Genomic DNA, 25,791 nt, shown 5'->3' on the forward strand with positions numbered 1-25,791 from the left:
TATTCCAGTCATCTGCTACTGTTTTTATAGCTGCTGGCGCTCGCCTGCATTGGTCTGTAGCCTGAATCGATATGTTGATCTGGCTTAAGCCAGGCCTCATCAAGCCGTGTTAGCCTCGCGGCCATGTTGAACCGCATCCCCTCTTTCCTGCGCCATGTCGGCCCAGGTGTAGTCACCGGCGCTGCCGATGACGACCCTTCCGGTATCGCCACCTACACGCAGGCGGGGGCGCAGTTCGGCACCGGGCTGCTGTGGACGGTGTTTTTGTCACTGCCCTTCATGATCGCCATCCAGCTGGTCAGCGCCCGCATAGGTCGCGTCACCGGCAAGGGTGTGGCGGCCAACCTGCGCGAGCACACGCCGCGCGCCTTCCTGATGAGCATGGTGTTTTTGCTGGTCATTGCCAACACCATCAACATCGCCGCCGACATTGCCGCCATGGGCGAGGCGCTGCAGCTGGCTGTGGGCGGCGGCGACCACTTTCATGCGGTGGCCTTCGGCATCATCACCGTGCTGCTGCAGGTGTTTGTGCCTTACCGCAAGCTCGCACCCATTTTGAAATGGCTCACGCTCTTTCTCTTTGCCTATGTGATCGCCGTGTTCCTGGTGCAGGTGCAGTGGGCCCAGGTGCTGCATGACCTGGTCGTTCCCAAACTGCAATGGACCTCGGGCTACTGGATGATGATCGTCGCGCTGCTGGGCACCACGATTTCGCCTTACCTGTTTTTCTGGCAGGCCTCGCAGGAGGTCGAAGAGCTGCGCTTGAAGGGCGGCGTGCTGGGCGCTGAAAAGAAGATCCGCCGCGACCTTCGCCGCGTCAAGCGCGACACCTACATCGGCATGTTTTTCTCTAATGCCATCGCCTTTTTCATCATGGTGTTGGGTGGTGCGGTGTTGTATGCGGCCGGTATCCATGATGTGACATCAGCCGCGCAGGCGGCGCAGGCTTTGCGGCCACTGGCCGGCGATTTTGCCTTTGCGCTGTTCGCCGGCGGCATCATCGCCACCGGCCTGCTTGCCGTGCCGGTGCTGGCCTCGTCAGCTGCCTACGCCGTGGCCGAGGCCTTCGGCTGGCCCGAAGGCCTGGAGCGCCACTGGTACGAAGCCAAGCGCTTTTACGCCATCATCGTCATTGCTACCGTGGTAGGCACGGGCATGGACTTCACCAGCATAGACCCGATGAAAGCGCTTTACTGGAGTGCCGTGATCAATGGCGTGGTGGCCGTGCCCATCATGGCCGGCCTGATGCTGCTGGCCGGCCGGAAATCGGTGATGGGCAATTTCACCTCGGGCCTGAAGACCACGTGGTTCGGCTGGGGCGGTGTGGTGGTGATGGGCTTTGCGGTGGCGATGATGTTGCTGGATCTGATCCGCCCCTTGTTCTAGGCTTCCCGGCGACGAACCCACAAACGCTGCGGCCCCGCGCCCTGCCCGGCGAGCTGGTCATACGGGTTGCGCAGCCGGCATTTGTCAATCGACAGGCAGCCGCAGCCTATGCAGTCGTCCAGGGTGTCGCGCAGTTTTTTGAGCTGGGCCATGCGCTCGTCCAGGTCGGCGCGCCAGGCTGCCGACAGTCGGGCCCAGTCCGCGCGGCTGGGGGCCGCCTTCGCGGGCAGGGTGGCCAGGGCTGCCTCGATGTCGGCCAGCGCAATGCCCACCCGCTGCGCCACACGCACAAAAGCCACGCGACGCAGCATCTCACGTGCGTAGCGACGCTGGTTGCCTTCGGTGCGGGTGCTGCTGATCAGCCCTTTTTTCTCATAAAAGTGCAGGGTGGACACCGCCACGCCGCTGCGGCGTGYCATGTCGCCGACCGAGAGTGTGGGAAAGATGCCGGCCTGTTCCAGTTCCGTGCCCATGGATTTCCTTGAAAAAAATGCTTGACCTAAACTTTACTTGAGGTTTCAGACTCCTCATTTTTCAGGCCAATCCGGCCCGCTTATTTCAAAGGAGTTGTTTTCATGTCCAGCGATTTATCAAGCCCCGCTTCCGCCTCCGTGTTCCGCGTCGACAAATTCGTCGTGCCCTCGCAATCGATCTCCGCTTTTGTCGAGCGCATTCACCAGGTCCAGCGCATGCTGGGCGAGCAGCCCGGCTGCCTGCAAAAACATGTGCTGACCCAGACGGGCGACAGCAGCGAGTTCGATGTGGTGACCGTGGTCGAGTGGGCCAATGCCGATGCGGTGGCCGCCGCCCAGACCGTCATGCAAAAGCAGCTCGCCAGCGAGGGCTTTGATATTCAGGCTTTCCGGAAAAAGCTGGGCGTACGGGGCGACTCGGGGATGTACCGCGAGGCTTGATTTTCCGTCTCGGATCAGGCGCTCAAACGCTGCCGTAGCTGCGGGGTCGCAGGCTACCGCTGTGTTTGACCACGCCTGGGCGAAGCGTGGACCCGCCTGTTGTCGTGAAGTATTGGCAACGGCGCGCGAGGAATCCAGGCACAGTCATTTTTTCGAGAAAGGAACAAATGCATGCGCAGTCGCTGGTGCGGCTCCTGGCGGGACGTAGGAACTGGTCGCACTGATGCGTATGCCTGAGCTGCCGCCTTCCTGGGCCCATCGAAACTCACAGCCTTCATGGCCTTGGCGCAACCAGGCCTCCTTGTTTTTTGGGATACGCACCGTAGAGTCGCTCCCGTTCTCGTTGCTGCTTTCGGGTACCAGGGAGAAGGTCGTATCCGGCTGTTGGGCGCCGGGAGACGTGATGCCCATAAACCCACGGGCAGCAGGATCGAATTTCACAATTGCTTCGCCTGTGTCGGACAGCGAGGTGCTACGAACCCAGCAGAGAGAAGGGGAGCCTTGCGCCTCTGCGCCTGAAATGGTGAATCCCAGAACGAATATTAATAAAGCGGATTGCCACATGCGTTGCTCCCTTGCACGGCTTGATGTTGATCTGTCCAGGGGCATGAGCCTACGTCAATAATTTTGGCGAATCACCATAGCCGACGGCCCTCAGCACATTCTCCGCCGTAGCCGGCGCATCCATCACCACAAGTTGATCCCCTGGCTTTCCAGCCCCCACCGCATCCCGTAGTGCCTCGTACACACTGATCGCCAGCATCAGCGGCGGTTCGCCCACGGCCTTGCTGCCGAAGACGTTGTCTTCGCGGTTGGGCTCGGGCCATAGATCGACCTTGAAGTGTTCGGGTACGTCGCCGGTCGCGGGAATCTTGTAGGTGCTGGGGGCGTGCGTGGTCAGCAGGCCCTTGTCGTTCCACACCAGCTGCTCGGTGGTGAGCCAGCCCATGCCTTGTATAAAGCCGCCTTCGATCTGGCCGATGTCGATGGCCGGGTTGATGCTGGTGCCTACGTCATGCAGGATGTCGACTTTCAGTACACGGCTTTCGCCCGTCAGGGTGTCGATGGCCACTTCCGTGCAGGCTGCGCCGTAAGCGAAGTAGTAGAACGGCCGGCCGGTGAGGGTGGTCTTGTCGTAATGGATTTTGGGTGTGCGGTAAAAGCCGTCGCTCCACAGCTGGATGCGGTTGGCGTAGGCCAGCTTCACGACTTCTGTGAAAGGCCGCGCGCCTTCGGGCGTGATGACTTCGCCCCCCTCAAAACGAACAGCGCCCGCGCCGCAGCGGTCCAGCCCCGCGACAAACTGCGCCAGGTTGTCGCGCACATTGCGCGCGGCGTATTGCGCGGCGCGGCCGTTCAGGTCGGTGCCGGCCGATGCAGCGGTGGCCGACGCATTCGGCACTTTGCTGGTGTCGCTGGCGGTGGCCAGCACCTGTGCAAAGGGCACGCCCAGTTCGTCGGCCACGATTTGCGCGACCTTGGTGTTCAGGCCCTGGCCCATTTCGGTGCCGCCGTGGTTCACTTGTACGCTGCCGTCGGTGTACACATGCACCAGTGCCCCGGCCTGGTTGAAGAGGGTGGCGGTAAACGAAATGCCGAACTTGACGGGTGTGATGGCGATGCCGCGCTTGATGACCGGGCTTTGGGTGTTCCAGGCAGAAATTTTCTGACGGCGTTGTGAATAAAGCGCAGACAGCGCCAGCTTTGATAGCAGCGGGTCGAGGATGTTGTCCTCGACCTTCATCTGGTAGTGGGTGACGTCGCGCTCACCGATGCCGTAGAGGTTGCGTTTGCGAACCTCCAGCGGGTCCAGCCCGAGCGTGCGTGCGATGTCGCCCATGATGGCTTCAATCACGATCATGCCCTGCGGCCCGCCGAAGCCGCGGAAGGCGGTGTTGCTTTGCGTGTTGGTCTTGCAGCGGTAGGACGCTATCTCCACGTCCTCCAGAAAGTAAGCGTTGTCGGCGTGGAAGACCGCGCGGTCGGCCACCGGGCCCGACAGGTCGGCGCTGAAGCCGCAATTCACCGCCATCATGAGCTTGAGGCCGCTGAGCCGGCCGGTCTCGTCAAAACCCACGTCGTATTCATATGCAAACGGGTGGCGTTTTCCGGTGACCATGAAGTCGTCGTCGCGGTCCAGCCGCAGCTTGACGGGGCAATGCAGTTTGTGGGCAGCGATGGCGGCCCAGACGGCCATCTGGCCTGACTGCGTTTCCTTGCCGCCAAAGCCGCCGCCCATGCGCCGGCATTCAACGCGCACTGCGTGGTTGGCAATGCCCAGTGCGTGCGACACCCAATGCTGGATTTCGCCGGGGTGCTGGGTGCTCGAATACACCAGCCATTGCTGCTGCTCCTGCGGCACAACGTAGGCAACCTGGCCTTCGAGGTAAAAGTGCTCCTGGCCGCCGACTTCGAGTGTGCCGTGCAGCGTGTGCGGAGCTTTTTTGTGTGCAGCTGCCGCATCGCCGCGTTTGACGAAGACTGGCGGCAATACATAACTCTCAGCTTTGAGTGCATCACGCACGGTCAACAATGCAGGCAGGGGTTCGATGTTGCACACCACCTTGCGTGCGGCGCGGCGGGCCTGCATGACGGTGTCGGCCACCACCACGCCGATCACCTGGCCGATGTGCTGCACCGTGCCCTGCGCAAATACCGGTTCGTCGTGCGAGAAATTGCCCAGCACCGGGTCGCCCGGAATGTCGCGCGCCAGGATCACATCGCGCACGCCCGGCATGGCCAGCGCCGCAGTGGTGTCGACGCCCAGCAGCTTTCCGTGTGCCACGGTCGACAAAATGGGCGCGGCATGCAGCGTGCCGCGCACCTCGGGAATGTCATCGACATAGGTGGCGGCGCCGGCGACTTGCGCGCGAGCGCTTTCATGGGGCGTCGAGCGGCCCGCCGCCTGCGTGCCTGCAGGTTTTTTGGCCAGCGACGTTTTTTCCGCCAGGTCCGCAGCGGGCATATCACCAGCGCGGGCGTTGGCTGCGCGTACGTCCGGGTCGGCCACCGCATCGCGGCTGACGGAGATGTCTTTCGCGGCGTTCATGCGGCTTCCTCCAGCCGGAAGCTCGCCAGGTTGATCTGCTGCAGTCCCTGGCTTTCAAGCCAGTAACGCTGGAGCAGGTTGCCCAGCACCTGACTGCGGTAGGCCGCAGAGGCGCGCATGTCCGAGATGGGCGAGAACTCGGCGCGTAACGTAGCGATGGCGTGCTGCACAGTGGTCTGCGTCCAGGGTTTCTCCGTCAGCGCCGCCTCGGTCTGGATGGCACGCACCGGCGTGGCGGCGACGCCGCCCGCACCGATGGACGCAGTGACCACGGTGTTGTTTTCAATCTGCAGATTGATCGCCAGACAGACGGCGGAAATATCGTCGTCGTAGCGCTTGGAGATTTTGTAAGCCTTCATCGCCTCCCGGGGCTGCGCCTTGGGCACCTTGATCCAGGCCAGCACTTCGTCGGGCGCCATCAGGTTCTTGCGGTAGCCGGTGTAAAGCGCTTCCAGCGGCATTTCGCGGTGGCCGCGCACGCTCATCAGGACGATGTTGGCCCCCAGCGCAATCAGCAAGGGCATGGAGTCGCCAATCGGCGAGCCGTTGGCAATGTTGCCGCCCAGCGTGCCGGAATTGCGCACCGGCAGCCCGGCAAAGCGGGCCGCGAAGTTGTGCAACTGCGGCCGGTCTTTGACCAGCGCCGCATAGGCGTCGGCCAGTGTCACTGCGGCGCCAATGGCGATGTGCCGCGGGTAGTCTTCAATGCGGCGCAGCTCCCGCACCCGGGTGACGTCAAGCACTTCGCCAAACTGCATATGCTGCTTGGTCACCCACAAGCCCACGTCGGTGCAGCCGGCCACCAGCTGGGCGCCAGGGTGGGCGGCGCGGGCCTGCAGCAGGGCTGCCAGTGTTTTCGGCGATTTGTAAGCCAAATCGGCCTGCAGCCCAATAGGGACGGGCGCAAGCAGCTCCAGTTTTTGTAGCAAACCGGCTTCGTCGATCCGAACGGGACGCAGGCTGCCCATCGTTTGCGCGGCCTCCAGGATGGGCCGGTAGCCGGTGCAGCGGCAGAGGTTGCCCGAAAGTTCTTCCTGCGCGAGCTCCCGCGTGACAGGCTCGCCCTTGCAGATGTGGTTTTGGTACATGCCGAACAGGCTCATCACGAAGCCGGGGGTGCAGAAGCCGCATTGGGAGCCGTGCTTGTCGACCATGGCTTGCTGGGCAGGATGTAGCGCTGGTTCAACCCCTTCTCCCTCGCCAGCAGGGGCCGCGGAACCGGCTTTGCCGGGCCGCAGGCGCAGCGCCCCCTCGGGGGGCAGCGCATTACACGAAGCCGAAGGCGAAGTGAAAAGCGTGGGGGCAATATCTTCCACGGTCCAGACGGCCAATCCGTCAATGGAATGCGCCAGGCGAATGCAGCTGTTAATGGCGCGGTATTCGAGCTTGCCGCCGGCCGCCTCGCCCAGCACCACGGTGCAGGCGCCGCAGTCGCCTTCGCCGCAGCCCTCCTTGGTGCCGGTGCAGGCCAGGTCCTCGCGCAGCAGCTCCAGCAGGGTGCGGCTGGGTGGTACATTGCTGACGGAAACAACTTCACCCCGCCTGACGAAGCGGATGGGTCTGGAAAAAGATGGGACAGCCATGCTTCAGGTTAAAACAGTCGCGCCGCGGCCAGCATACAAAAGTGCATATCAACCGCATGGGTGAAAAGGTATGAAAGACCAGGCGCTTTTCGACAAGATAGACCTCCATCTCATCAGGGTCTTGAATACCGTGCTTACTGAACGCAGCGTATCACGCGCCGCCCTCCGCCTGGGTATGTACCAGCCCGCCGTCAGCGCGGCGCTCAAGCGCCTGCGCACGCTGGCGGGTGACCCTATCCTGGTGCGGTCCGGCTCCGGCATGGTGCCTACGGATGCGGGCCTGCGCATGATCGAGCCCTCGGCCAGCATTTTGCGCGCGGCCGGCATGCTGTTCAGTGACGCGCGGGGGTTTGACCCTGCCACGGCAGAAACCACCTTTCGCCTGGCGGCGAGCGACTACCTGGACCCGTCTTTCCTGCCGCAACTGGTGGCACAGATCAAATCCCAGGCGCCGCTCTGCCATATTGAAATCCACCCGCTGTCCGCTGAATCCGACTACCGCATGCACCTGGCGCAAGGCCAGGCCGACATTGTCATAGGCAACTGGGCCGCACCGCCCGACGACCTGCACATGGCGCGGCTTTTCGGCGACGAAGTGGTGTGCCTGGTCGCCAAAGACCACCCGGCGGTGCGCCGCGGCTGGGATGCCGCGACCTGGCTGGAAGCCGAACACATCGCCCCTACCGCCACGCACCCCGGCGCCAAGGGTGTGATCGACGAGCATCTCGACACCCTGGGCATGGTGCGCAACATCACGGTGCGCTGCCCGCACTTCAGCCTTATGCCGTCCATGGTGGCATCAAGCTTGCTGGTGATGACCACCGGGCGCCAGTACTGCGAACGCTTTGCCAGCCTGCTGCCGGTGAAAATACTGCCCACCCCGATCGCCTTTCCCCGCATGATGTATTACCAGCTCTGGCACGAACGCACGCACGCCTCCAACTCGGCCCGCTGGCTGCGCGAACGTGTCAAGTCCGTGGCCTCAACGCTACGAAAAGAATAGCTGCTTGCGCCCGTCTTGTATGGGCTGCAGCCGGAATTACCTATAAACCGACGACAAAACCGGATACCCCAGAGACAATGACCGCAGCCCCGCCCCAGACTGACAGCCCGCCCGGCCAGCCGCCGCGGCTGCAGCTTTCCGGCATCACCAAAAGCTACCCCGGCGTGGTGGCCAACAGCGGCATTTCGCTGACGGTTCAGCCCGGTGAGATCCACGCCGTGCTCGGTGAAAACGGCGCGGGCAAATCCACCCTGATGAAGATCATCTACGGTTCGGTCAAGCCCGACGCCGGCAGCGTGGCGATGGACGGCAAACCGGTCGTGGTGCGCAACCCGCACGAAGCGCGGGCGCTGGGCATCAGCATGGTCTTCCAGCACTTCAGCCTGTTCGACACGCTGACGGTGGCCGAAAACGTCTGGCTGGGGCTGGACAAACACCTCACGCTGGCCGAGGTCTCGCAGCGCATCATGCAGACGACGCAAGCCTATGGCCTGCAGCTGGACCCGACACGTCCCGTGCATACCCTGAGCGTCGGCGAGCGCCAGCGGGTGGAGATTGTCAGGGCGCTGCTCACGCATCCGCGGCTGCTGATCCTGGACGAACCCACGTCGGTGCTGACGCCCCAGGCGGTCGAGAACCTCTTTGTCACGCTGAGGACACTGGCCGCGCAGGGCTGCAGTATTTTGTACATCAGCCACAAGCTGCATGAAATCCGCGCGCTGTGCACCGCCTGTACGGTGTTGCGCGGCGGCAAGGTTTCCGGTTTCTGCGATCCACGGCAGGAGTCCAACGCCTCGCTGAGCCGTTTGATGATTGGCGCCGAGCCGCCCGCGCTGGAACACCGGGCGGTGCGCACCGGCGCCGTGGTGTTAGAGGTGAAACAGCTCGACTTGTCCAAAGAAGAACAGTTCGGCGTCGACCTGCACCAGGTCGCGTTGCAGGTGCGCGCCGGCGAGGTCGTCGGTATCGCCGGAGTGTCGGGCAACGGCCAGAAGGAACTGCTCTATGCGCTGTCGGGCGAAGATACCCGCGCTGCGGCCGATGCGGTTGCGGTGAAAGGCCAGCCGGTGGGCAAGCTCGGGCCGGGTGGCCGGCGCGCACTGGGCCTGCACTTTGTGCCTGAAGAACGCCTGGGCCGCGGCGCCGTACCGTCGCTTTCGCTGGCGCGCAACCTGTTGCTCACGCGCAAGGAGGCCGTCGGCAAAAGCGGCTGGCTCGACCGCGGCGCGTTGCAGGCGCAGGCCGACCGCATCATTGCCGAGTACAAGGTGAAGTCGGGCGGGCCGCAGGCAGTGGCCAAATCCCTTTCGGGCGGCAACCTGCAGAAGTTCATCATGGGCCGCGAGATTGATGCCCGGCCTGAACTCCTGATCGTCTCGCAGCCGACCTGGGGTGTTGACGTGGGCGCGGCCACGCAGATCCGCGGCGAGCTGCTCAAGTTGCGCGATGCCGGCTGCGCGGTGCTGGTGGTGAGCGAGGAACTCGAAGAACTGTTCGACATCTGCGACCGGCTGTACGTGATGGCCAAGGGTCAGCTCTCGCCTTCGCTGCCTCGCGTCGACGCCACGGTGGAACTGGTGGGGCAGTGGATGAGCGGGCTCTGGGCGCCCGGCACGCACCCAACAGAAACAACACAAACCACGGCGGAGGCCTCGGCATGAAGCTCGAAATCCGTCCCCAGCCGTCTTCCTTCTGGAGCTATGCCTCCCCGGTGCTGGCCCTGCTGATTACCGTGCTGATCGGCGTGGCGCTCTTCGTGGCACTGGGCAAAGACCCCGTCAAGGGGTTGCAGGTGTTTTTCTGGGAACCCATCAAGTCGCCGTATGCCATCGGCGAACTGCTGGTCAAGGCCACGCCGCTGCTCATCATCGCGCTGGGGCTGGCCGTGTGTTTTCGCTCCAATGTCTGGAACATCGGCGCCGAAGGCCAGTTCGTCATGGGTGCGATCGCCGCAGGCGGCGTGGCGCTGCTGGCTGAAAAAACCACCGGCCCCTGGATCGTTCCGGCCATCCTGCTGGCAGGCCTTGCGGGCGGCATGGTGTGGGCCGGCATCACCGCCTTGCTGCGAGACCGTTTCAACGCCAATGAAATCCTGGTCAGCCTGATGCTGGTCTATGTGGCGGAGATGGTGCTGAACTACCTCGTCTTCGGCCCCTGGAAAGACCCCAACGGCTACAACTTCCCGCAAACCAAAACTTTCGAGGCCGTGACACAGATTCCGCGGCTCATGCAGGGCTCGCGCGTGAACATCGGCATCATCCTCGCGCTGCTGGGTGTGGCCGGGCTGTGGCTGTTCATGTTCCGCACACACGCGGGTTTCCGGCATGAAGTCAGCGGCCTGGCGCCTGCTGCTGCGCGCTATGCCGGCTTCTCGTCGCGCCGGGCGTTGTGGCTGGCGCTGCTGACATCGGGTGCCGCGGCGGGCCTGGCAGGCGCGCTGGAGGTGGCCGGCCCCATCGGCCAGCTCACGCCTTATGTGCCGGCGGGGTATGGTTTTGCCGCGATCATCGTCGCCTTCGTCGGGCGCCTGCACCCGGTCGGCGTGGTGTTCTCGGCCATCCTGATGAGCATGTTCTACATTGGCGGCGAGCTCGCGCAGTCGCGCCTGGGGCTGCCCAAGTCGATCACCGGCGTGTTCCAGGGCTTGCTACTCTTCAGCCTGCTGGCTTGCGATACCTTGATCGCCTACAGGCTCAGGCTGTCCAGGCCCATCCCCGTGCAGGTGGCCACGCTTCCTTCCACCGACCTTGTGAAAGGAGCCGGTTGATGGACTCCACCGCATTGCTCATCGCGGCCACACTCAGTGCGGGCACCGTGCTGGCCATTGCCGCGCTCGGCCTGCTGATCAACGAGAAGGCCGGCATCGTCAATCTGGGCGCCGAAGGCATGATGCTGTGCGCCGCCATTGCCGGCTTTGCCACCGTGGTGCACACCGGCAACAGCTGGCTGGGCTTTGTGGCCGGTATGGCGGCGGGCGCGTTCCTGGCCGCGGTTTTCGGTGTGCTGGTGATCTGGCTCAACACCAACCAGTACGCCACAGGCCTGGCGCTCAGCCTGTTCGGCGCGGGTTTTTCGGCCTTTGCCGGCATCAAATACGTGCAAGAGAAGCTGCCCGAACAGTCGCAGTACCCGATTCCCTTCCTGGCTGATATTCCGCTCGTGGGCCCGGCGCTGTTCCGCCAGCACCCCATGGTTTACATCGCGATGGCGCTGACGGCCGGGTTGATCTGGTTTTTGTACCGCACGCGCGCTGGCCTGGTGTTGCGCTCGGTGGGTGAAAGCCCCGAGTCGGCGCATGCGCTGGGCTACCCGGTGCGGCGCATCCGGCTGGCGGCCGTGGTGGCCGGCGGTGCGCTGTGCGGGCTGGCGGGCGCCTATGTGTCGGTGGTCTATACGCCGCTGTGGGTGGAGGGCATGATCGCCGGCAAAGGCTGGATCGCGCTGGCGCTCACCACCTTTGCCACCTGGCGCCCGGCACGGGTTTTGCTGGGTGCTTACCTGTTCGGTGGCGTGACCATGCTGCAGTTTCACCTGCAAAGCCTGGGCGTCAACATGCCCACGCAATTCCTGAGCATGCTGCCCTACCTGTCCACCATCGTGGTGCTGGTCCTGATCTCGCGCAACCCGCTATGGATTCGCGTCAACATGCCCAGCTCCATCGGCAAGCCTTTTTACCCGGGGGCCTGATGGTGTATTGACGGCCGATCCGCCGCATAATTGCTTTTTTTCGCCTTCCCGTTCCACTTTTCATTTCAATGTCATTTCCTACAACGAAAGCGAGTTCACATGACTGACCTGCAAAAACGTTCCCTGCTCAAGCTGGCGGCCCTGTCGGCCGTGGCGGGGGCAGCCCTGATGGGCTGCGGCAAGAAGGAAGAGCCGGCAGCGGCGCCTGCCGCACCAGCGGCGGCAGCGCCTGCCAAGGTCGAGCCTCTGAAAATTGCCTTTGCCTATGTGGGCCCTGTGGGCGACGGCGGCTGGACCTTCGCGCACGACAACGGCCGCAAGGCCGTGGAGAAAGCCTATGGCGACAAGGTTGTCACCAGCTTCGTCGAAAAAGTACCCGAGTCAGCCGACGCCGAGCGTGTGATCCGCGACATGGCAGCCCAGGGCAACAAGCTGATCTTCGGCACCACCTTCGGCTACATGGAGCCCATGCTCAAGGTAGCAGGCGACACCAAAGACGTGAAGTTCGAGCACGCCACCGGCTACAAGCAGGCCGCCAACATGCGCACCTATGACAGCCGCACTTACGAAGGCGCCTACATGGCCGGCGTGATCGCGGGCAAGATGAGCAAGACCGGCACGCTGGGCGTGGTTGGCTCGGTGCCGATTCCTGAAGTAGTGCGCAACATCAACAGCTTCACGCTGGGCGCGCAGTCGGTCAATCCCAAGGTCAAGACCAAGGTGGTGTGGGTCAATGAATGGTTCAACCCACCCAAGGAAACCGAGGCTGCCACCGCTCTCATCAATGGTGGGGCCGACGTGCTGTTCCAGAACACTGATTCGTCCGCCGTGCTGCAGACCGCCGAAAAAATGGGCAAACGCGCCTTCGGCTGGGATTCGGACATGACCGCTTACGGCCCCAAGGCCCACCTGGCATCGGCCATCATCAACTGGGGCCCGTACTACGTGAAATCCGTGGGTGAGGCCCTTGAAGGCAAATGGACGGGCAACACCGCTGCCTGGTGGGGCGTCAAGGAAGGCGCGATTGACATCGTGTCAATTGCCGCCGATGTGCCGGACGACACCAAAAAGCGCATCGACGAAGTCAAGGCGGGCCTGAAGGACGGCAGCTTCTCGATCTGGAAAGGCCCCATCACCGACAACACCGGCAAGGAGCTGCTGGCCAAGGATGTGGTGGCGGACGACAAATTTCTCGGCGGCCTGAAGACGTATGTCAAGGGTGTCGAAGGCAAGGTTCCCGGCAACTGAGGATAATGGACGCAGCGCCGTGCCTGGGGCAACAGTTCCCGGGCCGGAGCGCTCGCAACGTAGTTTCAAAGCTGCCTTCGGGCAGCTTTTTTTGTTTCTGGAGTTGAAATGACGCCCGCACCATTCAATGTAAAACCCGTGTCCGCGGACCGCCTGCCTGAGCTGCTCAAAAGCATGCCCAAAGCCGAGCTGCATATGCACATCGAGGGCTCGCTTGAGCCCGAACTGATCTTTGCACTGGCCCGCCGCAACGGCGTGAGCATTCCCTACGCCAGCGTTGAAGAATTGCGCAGCGCGTATGCCTTCACCAACCTGCAGAGCTTTCTCGACATCTACTACGCAGGTGCCAGCGTGCTCATCACCGAGCAGGATTTTTACGATATGGCCTATGCCTACTTGCGCAAAGCTGCCGCTGACAACGTGGTGCACACCGAAATGTTCTTCGACCCGCAAACGCATACGGCGCGCGGCGTCAGCATGGAAACGGTCGTCAACGGCCTGCACCGCGCCTGCGTGGATGCACAGGCCGGGCTGGGCGTCAGCGCCTCGCTGATCCTGTGCTTTTTGCGCCACCTCAGCGAGGAGGACGCGTTTAAAACGCTGGAGCAGGCCTTGCCGTTCCGCGACAAATTCATCGGTATTGGGCTTGATTCGGGCGAGGTGGGCAACCCGCCTGAAAAATTCGCCCGTGTGTTTGCGCGCTGCCGCGAGCTGGGCTTTCACCTGGTGGCCCACGCCGGGGAGGAAGGCCCGCCCGAATACGTCTGGACGGCGCTTGACGTGCTCAAGGTCGAGCGCGTGGACCACGGTGTGCGCTCCAGCCGCGATGCGTCGCTAATGCAACGTCTGGCGAAAGACCGCATTCCGCTGACCGTGTGCCCACTCTCCAACCTCAAACTCTGCGTATTCCCGGACCTTGCCAGCCACAACCTGCGCGAGCTGCTCGATGCCGGGCTGGTGGCCACCGTCAATTCAGACGACCCAGCCTATTTCGGCGGCTACATGAATGAGAACTTCACGCAGACTTTTGCTGCGACGGGGCTGAATGCGCAGCATGCCTATGTGCTGGCGCGCAACAGCTTTGAGGCAAGTTTCATCGAAGCCTCGGCAAAGTCCCGCTATGTCGACCGCCTCCATCAGGCCTTCGAAACATTTCAATAAGCCTATCAGCGCGTTGCCCCCAAGGCACGGCCTGAATTCAACATGACGGAGAACTGTGTATGGCGTTGACGCCAAAAGAAGGGCAAACCCCTGTCGCCCAAAACCCCTGGCCCATCGCGCTGGCGGGGCTGGTAGCGTTGGCGGTGGCCATGGGTCTAGGGCGCTTTGCCTTCACGCCGCTGCTGCCGATGATGCTCAACGACGGCGTGGTCGATTTGCCGACGGCCAGCTGGCTGGCCAGCGCCAACTACTTTGGCTACATGCTGGGTGCGATTCTCTGCACGCTGCAGCCCTGGCTGTGGGCGCGCTTCAAGTGGCTGCCGCACCTGGCGTACTCGTCCCTGGTGCGCGCCGGTCTGGTTGCCACAGGCGTGCTGACGTTGGCCATGGGCTGGCATTTTCCGGCTGCATGGCCGCTGCTGCGCTTTGCCGCGGGCGTGACCAGCGCGGTGGTGTTTGTGTTTACTTCGGGCTGGTGCCTCTCGCAGCTGGCCAAGCGTGGCGTTCCCGCGATGGGCGGCATCATCTACGTCGGGCCGGGCGCCGGCATTTTGGTGAGTGGCCTGTTTGCCACTGGCATGGTCGCCTGGCACTGGACGGCCGCCACGGGCTGGATGATTTTCGGCGTGCTGGCGTTTGCGCTGACAGCCTCGGTGTGGCATGTCTTGCGCGGCGGCGATGAACGCCTGATTGCACTGGCGCCGCGCGCTGCTGCCCGGCCGGGTGATGCGCCGCAGCACCACGGCAATGCCGAGATGACCCTGCTCACGCTGGCCTATGGCCTGGCCGGTTTTGGCTACATCATTACCGCCACTTTTTTGCCGGTGATCGCGCGTGCGGCCTTGCCGGGATCGGCCTGGCTGGACATGTTCTGGCCCATCTTCGGCCTGGGCGTCATGGTGGGTGCGCTGCTGGCCACACGCCTGCCGCCGGGCAAAGATTTCCGCCTGCTGCTGGCCGGCTGCTACTTTTTGCAGGCGCTGGGTATTGCCGCCAGCCTCTGGAGCCCCAGCCTCGCGGGCTTTGCCATCGGTAGCCTGATGCTGGGCATACCGTTTACCGCCATCACTTTTTTTGCGATGCAGGAAGTGCGCCGCCTGAAGCCCGCCACAGCCGCCAGTTTCATGGGCCTTCTGACAGCCACCTACGGTGTCGGCCAGATCCTCGGCCCGCCGCTGGTGGCCGTGCTGCTGCGGCGCACACCCAACGCGGGTGTGGGTTTCACGATGTCGCTGGAAATTGCGGCGGCCTCGCTGCTGGTGGGCGCTGTGGTGTATGGGTGGATGGCGAAGGCTTATCCGGTACTGCCGGCTTTACCGTCTGGCGGCGTAGCGGCGCAGAAGTAAGCGCTTCGCTCATCAGTCAGGACCGGGCTGTTGCACCAGCGCCATGGCAAACTTGCCGCCGCCCACCGACCAGTCCGAATAGTCGTTTTCATGCATGAAGATGAAAACGTCATCGGCGGCAACACCGGCGTTGGTCTTTAAATTGCGCGCGATGGCCGCATAGAGTGCTCGCTTCATCGCGTCGCTGCGGCCGCGCCGCATCGTGATCTCGACGACCACCGGCTGCTCTGAACGTGCCATGCCGTTGAAGCTTCGGTTGAAGAAGAACTGCTGCGCATCGTAGCTGCTGACCGAATTAAAAAGCTCGTCTTCAGGCATGCCAATGCTGTCGACCAGCGCCTGGTGAATCCCGTCGACGATGCCTTGCCGTTGTTCGGGGCTGGTGCTGTGGTGGACGCTGGTGCGGACAAAAGGCATGTGATTTTTCCTCAATTTAAATAGATGGTGGTGAATTGAAGCTTTCACCGAGGTTGCTCGAATTCTGACAATCAATGACCGTCAGGAAAAGCGATTTGTTCGCAAGTCATATGTGCCATAAACTCACATAATGATGAAGCGCCATCTCCCACCTTTGAATGCCCTGCGTGCCTTTGAAGCCGCTGCCCGGCTGGGTCGCATGACAGCTGCGGCCGAGGAGCTGTCGGTGACCCCCGGCGCCATCAGCCGGCAGGTGCGCCAGCTGGAGCAGTCCCTGGGCGTGCCGCTCTTCGAAGGTGCCAAAAACAAGCCACAACTGACCGCTGCCGGCGCCGCGCTGTGGCCGGCCCTTGCCGCTGGGCTGGACCAGATGGAAGCCGCCGTGCGTGAAGTGCGCAGCAGCGAGGCCGGAACGCTGGACGTTTCCTGCTTCAGCACCTTCACCGTCAAATGGCTGATTCCGCGTCTCTATGACTTTAATGCGCGCCATCCCGATATCGACGTCCGGCTCAGCGCCGCCGAGCGTGTGGTCGATGTGGACCGTGACGGTTACGACCTCGTCATCACGGTAGACGGGCGGGGCAGCGAAAAATCGGGCACGCTGCTGCCGCTGTTTGTGGAGCGCCTGGGACCTGTCATGGCGCCTGCGCTCGCCAATCAGGCGAATGTGCGTGAAGCGATCGACCTGGCCCGCTTGCCGCTGCTGCACACCCGAACGCGGCGGGATGCCTGGCAGATGTGGTGTGAGTCGCGCGGCCTTGCCCTTCCTATTCAGGACGGTCCTGAGTTTGAGCACTATTACTTCACGCTGGAGGCGGCAGTGGCTGGCCTGGGCGTTTGCATTGCGCCCTGGCACCTGGTGATGGACGATATCCGCGCGGGACGGCTGGTGGCGCCGCTGGGCTTTGAGGAAAGCAGCTACCAGTACGTGGCCAGGCGCCGGGCCCGGGCGAATGTGCGGCTGGACAAATTCTGCGATTGGCTGGAAAAACAGGCACACGAAGCTCCCGCGCCCTGAAGCCGCTATTGGCCGGTAAATCCCCCGAAATCCCGCTATTGGCCGCTGGCCGTTAAAATCAGGGCTTGCGTGCTGCCTCGGCGCGCCGGCATTTGCTTTGTTTCCGGGGCCATGTAGAGGACTACCATGTATAAAAACCTCGCGACCCCCGGTCTTTCGGCCTCAGTGGGCGCCTGTTTTATTTCTCCCGCTCAATGTCTCCCTTCGCCCCGGCAACTGCCTGTGGCGCGCCGCGGCTATGGCGCTGCGAAAGCCGCGCCATGAGCTACCAGGTCAAGGAAATTTTCTACACGCTGCAGGGCGAGGGCGCCAATGCCGGGCGGCCGGCGGTGTTCTGCCGTTTTGCCGGCTGCAACCTGTGGACAGGCCGCGAGCAGGACCGTGCCACGGCCGTCTGCCAGTTTTGCGACACTGACTTTGTAGGTACCAACGGCACATTGGGCGGCAAGTTTGCCGATGCCGATGCGCTGGCCCAAAAAATTGAAGCGCAGTGGCCGGCGGGCGACAGTGCCCACCGCTTTGTGGTGATGACGGGCGGCGAGCCCTTGCTGCAGGTCGATGCCGAACTGATCGCCGCGTTGCATGCGCGCGGCTTCCAGATTGCGGTGGAAACCAACGGCACCATTGCCGCGCCCCAGGGCATTGACTGGATCTGCGTGAGTCCCAAGGCCGGCGCACCCTGGGTGCAACGCGCGGGTCAGGAGCTCAAGGTCGTCTGGCCACAGCCAAGTTTCGACCTGGCCGAACTTGAGGCTGCCGACTTCACCCACCGCTACCTGCAGCCCATGGACAACCCCCAGCGCCAGCAGAACACCGAAACCTGCATCCAGCTGTGCATGGCACGCCCGGCCTGGCGCCTGAGCCTGCAGACCCACAAAATCACGGGCATCCGATGAAAAAGCTCCCCACGCCAGAACCCATGCGCTGCGAGATCAGCCAGACTTTCTACTTTGACGCGGCGCACACCCTGAAGCGTGTCATCGAGGCCGACAGCAGCAAGCGCGTGCATGGCCATACCTACAACGCCGAGGTTTTTGTCGCTGGCGAGCCCGATGCGGCCACCGGCATGGTGATGGACCTGGGCCTGGTGCGGCGCGAGATCGAGGTGCTGCGCGAGGAACTGGACCACCACCTGCTCGACGACGTGAAAGATCTGGGCCCGCCCACGCTGGAAAACCTGTGCCAGTTCATCTTCCGCAAGCTGGACGCACGCCTGCCGGGCTTGACTTCGGTACGGGTCTGGCGCGCCTCGCTGGGCGACGGCTGCCGTGTGAGCCGCTGAACCAGACTGTCCGGCTGGCAACAAGCCCAATAGGCCTTATCGGGTTTTGAATATTCAGCCCGCCGGTGACTGGGTTAATCTTGCAGCCATGAAAGCCTATCGCGCCGCCCTCCTGTACTTTGCCGCGCCTGCGCAGGCCGTTTATGAGGCTGATGGCCTGCTGGTGACCGGACCCGATGCCGAAGGCCGCCAGGTGGTGCAAGCCGTCGGCAGCTACCACGCGCTGGTTTCCGGGTTTGCCGAGGTGCCCACCGAACACCTGCCGGGCCGCCTCATCGCGCCGGGTTTTGTCGACATGCACGTTCACTATCCGCAGCTGGACGTGATCGGCTCGCCTGCCGAAGGGCTGCTGCCCTGGCTTGAAAACTATACTTTTCCAGAAGAAAAACGCTTCGCAAGCAAGGACCACTGTGCGCAAGCAGCTACGTTTTTCATAGCAGAACTGCTTCGCAACGGGGTCACCACGGCACTGGCCTTCGCGACCTCGCATGTGGAATCCGTCAACGCGCTGTTCGCCGAGGCACAGAAAAACCAGCTGCGCCTCATGACCGGAAAATGCCTGATGGACCAGAATGCCCCGGACGGCGTGCGCGACGAAACGGTGCAAAGCTTGCAGGACACCGAAGCGCTGATCCAGCGCTGGCATGGCGTAGACCGGCTGGGCTACGCCATCACGCCGCGTTTTGTGCCCAGCTGCAGCGAAGCACAGCTGCGCGGTGCCGGCGAGCTGGCCGCGAAATACCCGGACGTGTGGATCCAGTCGCACGTGGCGGAGAACAAGGACGAGATCGCCTGGGTGCGCCAGCTCTATCCGAAGGCGCGCAGCTACCTCAGCGTCTATGAACAGTTCGGACTGCTGCGCCCGCGCGCCGTATATGCGCATTGCATCCACATCGACGACGAAGACCGCGCCCTGATGCGCGGCACCGGCACGGCGGCAGCCGTGAGCCCGACCAGCAACCTGTTTCTGGGCAGCGGTTTTTTTGACTACGAGGGTGCAGACCGCATCGGTTTCCCCTATGGCCTGGCCAGCGACGTGGGTGGCGGCACCTCGTTCAGCCCTTTCCACACCATGCTGGCGGCCTACTACGTGGGAAGAGAGGGGCAGACCAAAACCGGCCTGTCGCTCAAGCCGCAGCACCTGTGGTGGCAGCACACGGCGGGTGCGGCGCGTGCACTGGGCCTGGAAGGCGTTGTCGGTAACCTGCAGCCCGGTTGCGAAGCAGATTTTGTCGTGCTCAACCTCCAGGCCACGCCGCTGCTGGCGCGCAAGACGGCGCAAGCCGCCAGCCTGGACGAGCTGCTGTTCGCACTGATTGTGCTGGGTGACGACCGGGTGATTGAAAAGGCCGTGATTTCCCAGGCGGGCGGCGCAGCCTAGCAGCCGGCCCGGTCGCGTTCGGCTTCCGCGTCGCGCCGGCGCTGGTTCAGGCTTTCCATGGCAGCCACACTGCCGCCGCTGCGCTGGCTCTTCTGGATGCCCTCAATTTTGGTGTTGATGCTGCTGCAACGCCTCTTTTGCGATTCGGCGGATCGCAGCGCGGAGGCATCGCCGCCCTGCGCAGCCTCGACGGCCCTGGATTCCATGGCCTGAGGCCGCGCAGGCGCGACGCCTGGCGCCGGACTGCCGGGCAGTTTTCCCACGGCGGCCAGCGCCGCCGCAACCTCCTGGGCATGTTTCTTGGCCGCGATGCAGTCGGCTTCGATGCTGGCACGAACTTCCGGTGCGGTGCCGCGTTTGCCGTAGACCTCGGTGATCAGGGTTTTCTCTTCTTCCGAATAGGCGGCGGCCCTGAGTTTTTCCGCCTGCGCTCCCGCTTCGCGAGACCAGACAATTTTCTGGGAGTCGATGCCGCGTTGCCGGCACTGTGTGTCCGTGCCCGCGCTGGCGACGGGTCGGGGGGCATTGTCGAAATTGCGCACTTCAGTGCCCGGTTGCACCGTGTCGCAGGGGCGGTCCTGGTAGACGTTGCCGCAGCGATGCATCTTCTGCGCCTGTGCCCCGGCGCCAAGCAGCATCAGCACGGTCCCTGCGGCGATCCCCATCCAAGTTTTGCAGTTCATTGCCGCTCCCCCTGTTGTGTAGTGATGCGCCATTTAAGCACACCGCCAGAGTGGGTCCACGGCCCGCTTTGGCCAGGATTTCGGGTTTTCGGGACTGTGGGCAGGCAGACTTCTATAAGAGGAGCATCACACAGGGTTATGGGAAAAGAACGCAATCAGCATCAAAAGCGACAAATGGATACGCCGCGCCGACGGTGACCTTGCCGCTTGAAATATCGCCGTGAATCATGTCGTGCTCCTTGTGAAGGGTGTCCTCAGTGGCTGATCATCCAGGGGCGTTTGCTCGGAAAAGCTTTATTGCCATTGGGTGCGGTCATCGTGGCTCCGCGCTTGCCGCTGGAGCAGCAGCCGCATCCGGCCGGATGCTTGAGCCGCGCGTAGTCGCCCGAGCGCTTGGGCTCATGGCGGGCCCGCTCGTTGGTGTCCATCGCGCGCCGCGCGTCGTCTTCCATCAGCGCCAGCGAGGGCGCGACGGACAAAATGCGCGCGGCTGGGCCGCCGCACACCGGGCAGGCCGCCGCCTGGTTGCGCATGGAAACCGAGCGCAGCGCGTCGAAGCTGCCGCACTGCGGGCAGTCGTAGTCGTAGGTGGGCATGGTGCTTCCCCTGGGGTTTTAACGCAGGTCGGGCGACAGCGGCATGCTGATCTTGCCGTCGATGTGCTTGACCGGTCCCGATGCGTTCGGGTTGATGTCGAAGTCGAAGATGCCGGTCGGCAGCCACAGCGTGGCGCAGGAATTCGGCACGTCGACCACGCCGCTGATGTGGCCTTGTACCGGCGCCGTGCCCAGGATGGAATACGCCTGCGCGCCCGAGTAGCCGAATTTCTTCAGGTATTCGATGGCGTTAAGGCAGGCCTGGCGGTAGGCGACGTTGACGTCCAGGTAGTACTGCTTGCCGGCCTCGTCGACCGAGATGCCTTCAAAGATCAAATAGTCGTCGTAGCGCGGCGTGATCACGCTGGGCTTGAAGATAGGGTTCTTGATGCCGTACTTGGCCATTCCGCCCTTGATCAGAGTGACCTTCATGTGCACCCAGCCGGCCATCTCGATGGCGCCGCAGAAGGTGATCTCGCCGTCGCCCTGGCTGAAGTGCAGGTCGCCCACAGACAGGCCCGCGCCGTCGACGTAGACCGGGAAGTAGACCTTGGAACCGCGCGACAAATCCTTGATGTCGCAGTTGCCGCCGTGCTCGCGCGGCGGCACGGTGCGCGCGCCCTCGGCCGCGGCCTTGTCGCGCGCCGCGCCCGTCATCTTGCCCATGTGGGCGGTGCCAGCCGAAGGCGGGTTGGCGAGACCCGTGCGCGTCGGCTCGCTGTCGATCAGCGCCTGTTCGCGCGTGTTCCACATCTCCAGCATGGCTTTGTCGGGCAGGCAGCCTATCAGGCCGGGGTGGATCAGCCCGGCAAAGTTCACACCCGGCACGTGGCGCGAACTCGTGAACATGCCCTTGAAGTCCCAGATCGATTTCTGCGCTTCGGGGAAATGGTCGGTCAGGAAGCCGCCGCCGTTCTTCTTGCTGAAGAAACCATTAAAACCCCAGAGGCTGTCCTGCTTGGCGCCTATGTCCAGCAGGTCGACCACCAGCAGGTCACCGGGTTCCGCGCCCTTGACCCCGACCGGGCCTGACAGGTAATGCACCGTGGAAAGGTCGATGTCGCGCACATCGTCGGCGCTGTCGTTGTTCTTGATGAAGCCGCCGGTCCAGTCGAAGGTCTCCAGGATGAAATCATCGCCCGGGTTGACCCAGCAGGCCATGGGGATGTCCGGGTGCCAGCGGTTGTGGATGTTCTCGTTGAGGGTGGGCGACTTCGTCAGGTCAACCTTGATCAGCGTGTCGGTCATGCCATATCTCCTGGTGGTGATGAATAAAGGAAGGAAAGGAAAATCAGACGGAAAGAAACTGCTTGATGCGCGCCGTGTCGGTGCCGGCGCGTGTGCTCTCGTGCACCAGCTGTCCGCCCTCGATGACGAAGAGCCGGTCGGCCACGTCCATCGCGAAGCTCAGCACCTGCTCCGACACCACAATCGTGATTTCGCGCATCTTGCGGATCTCGTTGAGCGCACGCGCGATGTCCTTGATGATGGAAGGCTGTATGCCCTCGGTCGGCTCATCGAGTAGCAGCACCTTGGGGTTGGTCACCAGCGCGCGGGCAATCGCCAGCTGCTGCTGCTGGCCGCCCGAGAGGTTGCCGCCCTTGCGGCCGCGCATGTCGAAGAGCACCGGGAACAGCGCGTAGATCTCGTCCGGGATCTGCTTGTGTTTGGCGTTCTCCAGGCCCGTCAGAATGTTTTCCTGCACCGTCAGCGTCGGGAAGATCATGCGGCCTTGCGGCACGTAGGCCACGCCCTTTGCGACGCGCTGATAGCTTTCGTCTTTCGAGATGTCCAGGCCGTCGACTTCAATCGTTCCGGACTTGAGCGGCAGGATGCCGATCAGCGACTTGAACAGCGTGGTCTTGCCCATGCCGTTGCGGCCCATGATGGCCACGGTTTCGTTTTTCTTAGCGGAGAAGGTGATGCCGTGCAGCGCCTCGCTCTGGCCGTAGCTGACGTGAAGGTTGTTGACGTTGAGCATGGTGGTTCCCTTGATGCTTTGGTGCTTAGTGGCCCAGGTACACGTCGATCACGCGGGGATCAGCCTGTACTTTTTCCATCGACCCTTCGGCCAGAATCTTTCCCTGGTGCATGACGGTCACCTTGTCGGCGATGCGCTTGACGAACTCCATGTCGTGCTCGATGACGATCATGGCGCGGCCCTTGCAGATGCGCTTGAGCAGCTCGGCCGTGAGCTCGCGCTCACGCACGCTCATGCCGGCGATCGGCTCGTCCAGCATCAACAGCTCAGGGTCCTGCATCAGCAGCATGCCGATCTCCAGCCACTGCTTTTGCCCGTGCGAGAGCAGGCCGGCTTCGGTATCCACCTGTCCGTCCAGTCCGATCTCGGCCGCCACGGCCTGCACGCGGGCCTTGACTTCCTCGCTGCGTTTGAAGAACAGCGCACCGAACACACCGCGTCCGCGCGGGAAAGACACTTCCAGGTTCTGGAACACGCTCAGGTTTTCGTAGATGGACGGTGTCTGGAACTTGCGGCCTATGCCGGAGCGCACGATCTGGTATTCGGGCAGTTTCGTCATCTCGGCGTTCTTGAACTTGATGCGACCGTGGCTGGCGCGGGTCTTGCCGCAGATCAGGTCCAGCAGCGTGGTCTTGCCTGCGCCGTTGGGGCCGATGATCACGCGCAGCTCGTTCTGGTCGACGTAGAGGTTCAGGCTGTCGATGGCCTTGAAGCCGTCGAAAGACACGGTCAGGTCTTCGACCGACAGCACGAAGTCGTTGGGGGTCATGGCAGGAGCGATCATGGTGGCTTCCTTGGGTGTTCAGGTCTGCTGGCCGGTCAAGCCAGCGGGCAGCGGGGGCGTTGCTTGGGCCGCAACCGGCGGGGGCGCCATGGGCGGGGCGGCAGGCGGGGCGACTTTCTCGCGGCGCGTGAAGCGCTTGGTCAGCCAGGGTTTGACGCGCTGCGTGTAGACGCCGGCCAGGCCGTCGGGAAAGGCCAGCACCACGCCCAGGAACATGCCGGCCATCAGGAACAGCCAGAGGTCGGGAAAACTCTCGGAGAAATAGGTTTTGCCGAAGTTCACCAGCAGCGCGCCGTAAACCGCGCCCACCAGCGACATGCGCCCGCCCACGGCGGCGAAGATCACCATCTCGATCGACGGCACGATGCCGACCAGAGAGGGCGACATAAAGCCCACCTGCAGGGTGAACATGGCACCGCCCACCGCCGACAGCATGGCCGCAAAGCAGAAGGCGAAAACCCGGAACATGGCCACGTCGTAGCCCGAAAAGCGCACGCGGTCTTCCTTGTCACGCATGGCCAGCAGCAGTGTGCCCAGTTTGCTCTTCTGGATCCAGGTACACAGCACGATGGCGCCCAGCAGCAGGCCGGCGGTGAGGAAGTAGAGGATGTACTTGGCGCTGTCGGTACGTGTGTCCCAGCCCAGGATGGTCTTGAGGTCGGTCATGCCGTTGACGCCGCCGGTGTAGCCCTGCTGGCCGATGATGAGCACCGTGAGGATCAGCGCCACGGCTTGCGTAATGATGGCGAAGTAGACGCCGCCGACACGCCGCTTGAACATGGCGTAGCCGATGATGAAGGCCAGCAGCGTAGGCACGACCAGGATCAGCAGCAGCGTCAGTGGGAATGACTGGAAAGGCTTCCACCAGATCGGCAGCGCGGTGATCTGGTTCCAGTCCATGAAGTCGGGAATGCCGGGTGTGGACTGGATCTTGGTGGTGATGGGGTCGCTGGCTTCAAGCTTCAAAAACATCGCCATGCCGTAGCCGCCCAGGCCGAAGAACACACCCTGGCCCAGGCTCAGCACGCCGCCGTAGCCCCACAGCATCACCAGGCCCAGCGCGACGAAGGAATAACTGAGGTATTTACCCACGAGGTTGAGGCGGAACAGATCCAGCGCCAGCGGAAAGGCCACCAGCAGCACCAGGGCCAGCAGGGCGACGTTGCCCAGGCCGTTGCGCACTATCCATTGCTTGAGGCTGTTCATGAAAAACTCCGGTTGTCTAGGTTGCCGTGGGAATGGAATGAAAACTCAGCGCCGCACCTTGGAGGCGAACAAGCCCTGCGGGCGCAGCATCAAAATCGTCACGATGGTCATCAGCGTCAGCACCTTGGCCATGGAGCCGGTCATGAAGAACTCGGCGATGGACTGGGTCTGCGCGATGCCGAAGGCCGAGACCACGGTGCCCAGCAGGCTGGCCGCGCCGCCGAAGGTGACGACCAGGAAGGCGTCGACGATGTAAAGCGAGCCGCTGGTCGGGCCGGTGGAGCCAATCGTGGTGAAGGCCGCGCCGGCCACGCCGGCGATGCCGCAGCCGATGGCAAAGGTCAGGCGGTCGGTCTTCTTGGTGTTGATGCCGGTGGCGTTGGCCATCACGCGGTTGGCGACGGTGGCGCGCACACGCAGGCCCCAGCGCGACTTGTGCAGCGCGATCAGCACCCCGCAGGTCACCACCAGCGTGAGCGCCATCACGAACAGGCCGTTGATTGGGATGTCCAGGCCGGGCGCCGGCGCCCAGGAGCCCATGAGCCAGTCGGGCAGGGTGGGGCTGACTTCCTTGGCACCGAAGGTAGTGCGGAAGATCTGCTGCATGCCCAGCGACAGGCCCCAGGTGGCTAGCAGGGTATCGAGCGGGCGTTTGTAGAGGTGGCGTATGAAAGCCCATTCGGCCAGCCAGCCGACGGCGAAGGCGAAGATGAAGGCCGCCGCGATGGCGAAGGGAAAGTAGGCCTGCACGAAACCCGGTGCGTAGGTTTCGGACAGGTGTGAAAACAGGTAGATGGTGTAAGCGCCTATGGTCATGAACTCGCCATGCGCCATGTTGATGACGCCCATCTGGCCGAAGATGATGGCCAGTCCCAGGCCCATGAGCAGCAGCACGGAAAACAGGCTGAGCCCGGCAAAGCCTTGCATCAGGCCGATGTTGAGCATTTCGGAAAGATTCATGGCGGGGCTCCGGTGCGGCGGGTGGGTCGAATGCCAAAAAGGCAAGGTGTCTGTGAGGAAGAAAAGAAGAAGCCCCTGCCGGCTCACCCAGCCATAGGGCGGAGTG

General features: G+C 63.1%; 25 protein-coding genes. 13 read left to right on the forward strand and 12 right to left on the reverse strand.

What is annotated here, in order from left to right:
- Positions 1-123 precede the first annotated feature (123 nt).
- Positions 124-1,386 (forward strand): Nramp family divalent metal transporter, encoded by a 1,263-nt coding sequence (locus AC1DY9_RS00240; RefSeq protein WP_457279846.1) that lies wholly within the window; start codon positions 124-126, stop codon positions 1,384-1,386.
- On the opposite strand, the gene soxR is transcribed toward AC1DY9_RS00240, so the two are convergent.
- Positions 1,383-1,859: a redox-sensitive transcriptional activator SoxR gene (gene soxR / locus AC1DY9_RS00245; protein ID WP_477665505.1), complete on the reverse strand. Its 477-nt coding sequence runs from the start codon at positions 1,857-1,859 to the stop codon at positions 1,383-1,385. The genes AC1DY9_RS00240 and soxR overlap by 4 nt on opposite strands.
- A 102-nt stretch (positions 1,860-1,961) precedes the next feature.
- On the opposite strand from soxR, the gene AC1DY9_RS00250 reads away from it, so the two are divergent.
- Positions 1,962-2,300 (forward strand): antibiotic biosynthesis monooxygenase, encoded by a 339-nt coding sequence (locus AC1DY9_RS00250; protein ID WP_477665506.1) that lies wholly within the window; start codon positions 1,962-1,964, stop codon positions 2,298-2,300.
- Positions 2,301-2,444: 144 nt separating this feature from the next.
- On the opposite strand, the gene AC1DY9_RS00255 is transcribed toward AC1DY9_RS00250, so the two are convergent.
- The 3 genes from AC1DY9_RS00255 to xdhA all read right to left on the reverse strand — a co-directional run bounded on the left by AC1DY9_RS00255 (position 2,445) and on the right by xdhA (position 6,932).
- Positions 2,445-2,864, reverse strand: coding sequence for a hypothetical protein (locus AC1DY9_RS00255; protein ID WP_457279849.1), 420 nt, complete (start codon positions 2,862-2,864; stop codon positions 2,445-2,447).
- A gap of 49 nt (positions 2,865-2,913) precedes the next feature.
- Positions 2,914-5,265, reverse strand: a complete 2,352-nt coding sequence (xdhB, locus tag AC1DY9_RS00260; RefSeq protein ID WP_477666025.1) for a xanthine dehydrogenase molybdopterin binding subunit — start codon at positions 5,263-5,265, stop codon at positions 2,914-2,916.
- Between the two features lie 80 nt (positions 5,266-5,345).
- On the reverse strand, positions 5,346-6,932 hold the full coding sequence (gene xdhA / locus AC1DY9_RS00265) for a xanthine dehydrogenase small subunit (protein ID WP_457279850.1): 1,587 nt from the start codon (positions 6,930-6,932) through the stop codon (positions 5,346-5,348).
- Positions 6,933-7,002: 70 nt separating this feature from the next.
- Here xdhA and AC1DY9_RS00270 point away from each other — a divergent pair, with 70 nt between their 5' ends.
- The 7 genes from AC1DY9_RS00270 (at position 7,003) to AC1DY9_RS00300 (ending at position 15,377) form a co-directional block, all read left to right on the forward strand.
- Entirely contained in the window at positions 7,003-7,935 is a 933-nt protein-coding gene (locus AC1DY9_RS00270; protein WP_477665507.1) for a LysR family transcriptional regulator, read from the forward strand.
- A 77-nt stretch (positions 7,936-8,012) separates the two neighbouring features.
- Positions 8,013-9,596: an ABC transporter ATP-binding protein gene (locus AC1DY9_RS00275; RefSeq protein WP_457279852.1), complete on the forward strand. Its 1,584-nt coding sequence runs from the start codon at positions 8,013-8,015 to the stop codon at positions 9,594-9,596.
- The gene (locus AC1DY9_RS00280) at positions 9,593-10,702 is read left to right on the forward strand and encodes an ABC transporter permease (RefSeq protein ID WP_457279853.1); all 1,110 of its coding nucleotides are present in this window, start codon (positions 9,593-9,595) and stop codon (positions 10,700-10,702) included. The genes AC1DY9_RS00275 and AC1DY9_RS00280 overlap by 4 nt, the downstream gene beginning before the upstream one ends.
- On the forward strand, positions 10,702-11,622 hold the full coding sequence (locus tag AC1DY9_RS00285) for an ABC transporter permease (protein WP_457279854.1): 921 nt from the start codon (positions 10,702-10,704) through the stop codon (positions 11,620-11,622). The genes AC1DY9_RS00280 and AC1DY9_RS00285 overlap by 1 nt, the downstream gene beginning before the upstream one ends.
- 99 nt (positions 11,623-11,721) lie before the next feature.
- Entirely contained in the window at positions 11,722-12,870 is a 1,149-nt protein-coding gene (locus AC1DY9_RS00290) for a BMP family ABC transporter substrate-binding protein (RefSeq protein ID WP_457279855.1), read from the forward strand.
- Positions 12,871-12,978: 108 nt separating this feature from the next.
- Positions 12,979-14,031 carry an adenosine deaminase gene (locus AC1DY9_RS00295; protein WP_457279856.1) on the forward strand — a complete coding sequence of 351 codons (1,053 nt, stop codon included), beginning with the start codon at positions 12,979-12,981 and terminating at the stop codon, positions 14,029-14,031.
- A gap of 59 nt (positions 14,032-14,090) precedes the next feature.
- On the forward strand, positions 14,091-15,377 hold the full coding sequence (locus tag AC1DY9_RS00300) for a YbfB/YjiJ family MFS transporter (protein ID WP_457279857.1): 1,287 nt from the start codon (positions 14,091-14,093) through the stop codon (positions 15,375-15,377).
- A gap of 12 nt (positions 15,378-15,389) precedes the next feature.
- Here AC1DY9_RS00300 and AC1DY9_RS00305 read toward each other — a convergent pair whose 3' ends face one another.
- On the reverse strand, positions 15,390-15,794 hold the full coding sequence (locus AC1DY9_RS00305) for a tautomerase family protein (protein WP_457279858.1): 405 nt from the start codon (positions 15,792-15,794) through the stop codon (positions 15,390-15,392).
- 133 nt (positions 15,795-15,927) lie between these two features.
- Here AC1DY9_RS00305 and AC1DY9_RS00310 point away from each other — a divergent pair, with 133 nt between their 5' ends.
- The 4 genes from AC1DY9_RS00310 (at position 15,928) to guaD (ending at position 19,475) form a co-directional block, all read left to right on the forward strand.
- Positions 15,928-16,812, forward strand: a complete 885-nt coding sequence (locus AC1DY9_RS00310) for a LysR substrate-binding domain-containing protein (RefSeq protein ID WP_477665508.1) — start codon at positions 15,928-15,930, stop codon at positions 16,810-16,812.
- 260 nt (positions 16,813-17,072) lie between these two features.
- Positions 17,073-17,708, forward strand: a complete 636-nt coding sequence (gene queE / locus AC1DY9_RS00315) for a 7-carboxy-7-deazaguanine synthase (protein WP_457279860.1) — start codon at positions 17,073-17,075, stop codon at positions 17,706-17,708.
- A gap of 23 nt (positions 17,709-17,731) precedes the next feature.
- Entirely contained in the window at positions 17,732-18,094 is a 363-nt protein-coding gene (locus AC1DY9_RS00320; protein WP_457280955.1) for a 6-pyruvoyl trahydropterin synthase family protein, read from the forward strand.
- Between the two features lie 88 nt (positions 18,095-18,182).
- Positions 18,183-19,475, forward strand: coding sequence for a guanine deaminase (gene guaD, locus AC1DY9_RS00325; RefSeq protein ID WP_477665509.1), 1,293 nt, complete (start codon positions 18,183-18,185; stop codon positions 19,473-19,475).
- Here the strand turns inward: guaD and AC1DY9_RS00330 are convergent.
- The 7 genes from AC1DY9_RS00330 to urtB all read right to left on the reverse strand — a co-directional run bounded on the left by AC1DY9_RS00330 (position 19,472) and on the right by urtB (position 25,685).
- Positions 19,472-20,158 carry a hypothetical protein gene (locus AC1DY9_RS00330; protein ID WP_457279862.1) on the reverse strand — a complete coding sequence of 229 codons (687 nt, stop codon included), beginning with the start codon at positions 20,156-20,158 and terminating at the stop codon, positions 19,472-19,474. The genes guaD and AC1DY9_RS00330 overlap by 4 nt on opposite strands.
- A 254-nt stretch (positions 20,159-20,412) precedes the next feature.
- A complete protein-coding gene (locus tag AC1DY9_RS00335; protein ID WP_457279863.1) occupies positions 20,413-20,754 on the reverse strand; it encodes a zinc ribbon domain-containing protein in 342 nt (113 codons plus the stop codon).
- Positions 20,755-20,772: 18 nt separating this feature from the next.
- Entirely contained in the window at positions 20,773-22,002 is a 1,230-nt protein-coding gene (fmdA, locus tag AC1DY9_RS00340; protein ID WP_457279864.1) for a formamidase, read from the reverse strand.
- 43 nt (positions 22,003-22,045) lie between these two features.
- Positions 22,046-22,735, reverse strand: coding sequence for an urea ABC transporter ATP-binding subunit UrtE (gene urtE, locus AC1DY9_RS00345; RefSeq protein WP_457279865.1), 690 nt, complete (start codon positions 22,733-22,735; stop codon positions 22,046-22,048).
- A gap of 25 nt (positions 22,736-22,760) precedes the next feature.
- Positions 22,761-23,504 (reverse strand): urea ABC transporter ATP-binding protein UrtD, encoded by a 744-nt coding sequence (gene urtD / locus AC1DY9_RS00350; protein ID WP_457280956.1) that lies wholly within the window; start codon positions 23,502-23,504, stop codon positions 22,761-22,763.
- A 33-nt stretch (positions 23,505-23,537) separates the two neighbouring features.
- Entirely contained in the window at positions 23,538-24,725 is a 1,188-nt protein-coding gene (urtC, locus tag AC1DY9_RS00355; RefSeq protein ID WP_477665510.1) for an urea ABC transporter permease subunit UrtC, read from the reverse strand.
- A gap of 45 nt (positions 24,726-24,770) precedes the next feature.
- Positions 24,771-25,685, reverse strand: coding sequence for an urea ABC transporter permease subunit UrtB (gene urtB, locus AC1DY9_RS00360; protein WP_457279867.1), 915 nt, complete (start codon positions 25,683-25,685; stop codon positions 24,771-24,773).
- Positions 25,686-25,791 lie beyond the last annotated feature (106 nt).

Source organism: Polaromonas sp. P1_F6, assembly GCF_056405695.1.